Below are 1,005 nucleotides of genomic sequence, written 5' to 3' on the forward strand. Positions count from 1 at the left end.
GTCCTCGTGGTGGGGGGAGCGCAGGGCGGGGAGCTTGGAGCGCGAGAGCGGGATCACCGCGAGCCCGCGCTCGGCGGCGGACAGTGCGTGGGCGAGCGCGAGGGTCGTGGCATGGCGGTCGGTGGTGGCCATGCCTTCATGTTCGTACACATGTTCGAAGAAGGGAAGAGGGGGCGAGTCGGAACAGCGCCGGAATGGGGCGTTCCGCAGGGGCGGCGCCCCCGCGTACGGCTTCCACGGGCGGGGCTGCCGTAACGCTTCGCCCCATGCGGCGCCCGGCCCGAGCCGCGGCTCGACCGCAGGCGGGACGGGTGGAGCAGGATCCAGGGGGCGTGTGGCGGGTTTATCGACTTGTCATCACGCTTGCGAGGGAATCGGGGCTTCCGGGGTGGTTCGCCGGGGATTCGGTGGGCAACTCTGGAGTCGCGACGTCGTGCAGCACTCCGAGGCGGTCGGCCAACTGCCTTGGGAAAAGCCGTACTTCTGGTACTCCCGGTTCCGGCCGGTGCGTACCTCCTGCTCTGGAGGAATAGACATGGCAAGCATCCGTACCGCCCGCATCATCGCCGCCGCCGCCGCCGTCCCGCTGGCTGCCGCGCTCTTCTCGGGCGTCGCGCTGGCCGACAACGGCGCCTTCGCGAACAACGGATCGAACGCCGGCGTGGCGACGGTGAACGGAAGTGGGGTCGGGGACGACAACTCGGGGAACTCGTCCACGACGCAGCAGCAGGCCGTCGGCAACGGCGCCTCCAACCAGAGCAACACCGCCCAGGTGAACGGCTCCGCGTTCACGGCGATCGACCAGTCGAACGAGAACGTCGCGGTCAACTTCTCCCAGCTCTGGTGAGCCGGTAGCCCCAGGAGCCGATCGGGACGGCTCCCAGGGGAGCGAGTTGTGGGGTGTGACGTCTTGTGCGGCGGTGCTTCGGCGCCGCCGCACAGGTGTGTTCGGCGCCGAAGCGCGGGTGTGTTCGGGGGACGGGGCGCGGGGCGGGGCAGGGCCTC

Annotated in this window: 1 protein-coding gene and 1 pseudogene; one reads left to right on the top strand and one right to left on the bottom strand. The window is 70.2% G+C overall.

Going from position 1 to position 1,005, the window contains the following annotated elements; all coding sequences use genetic code 11:
* Nucleotides 1-150 (bottom strand): annotated as a pseudogene (locus AOK03_RS43695) (bifunctional DNA primase/polymerase); the annotation flags it as partial.
* Nucleotides 151-535: 385 nt separating this feature from the next.
* Here AOK03_RS43695 and AOK03_RS00810 point away from each other — a divergent pair.
* Complete coding sequence (locus tag AOK03_RS00810) at nt 536-847, top strand: hypothetical protein (protein ID WP_055563142.1); 312 nt, start codon at nt 536-538, stop codon at nt 845-847.
* Nucleotides 848-1,005 lie beyond the last annotated feature (158 nt).

The organism is Streptomyces atriruber, from assembly GCF_001418325.1.
GTDB lineage: Bacteria > Actinomycetota > Actinomycetes > Streptomycetales > Streptomycetaceae > Streptomyces > Streptomyces atriruber.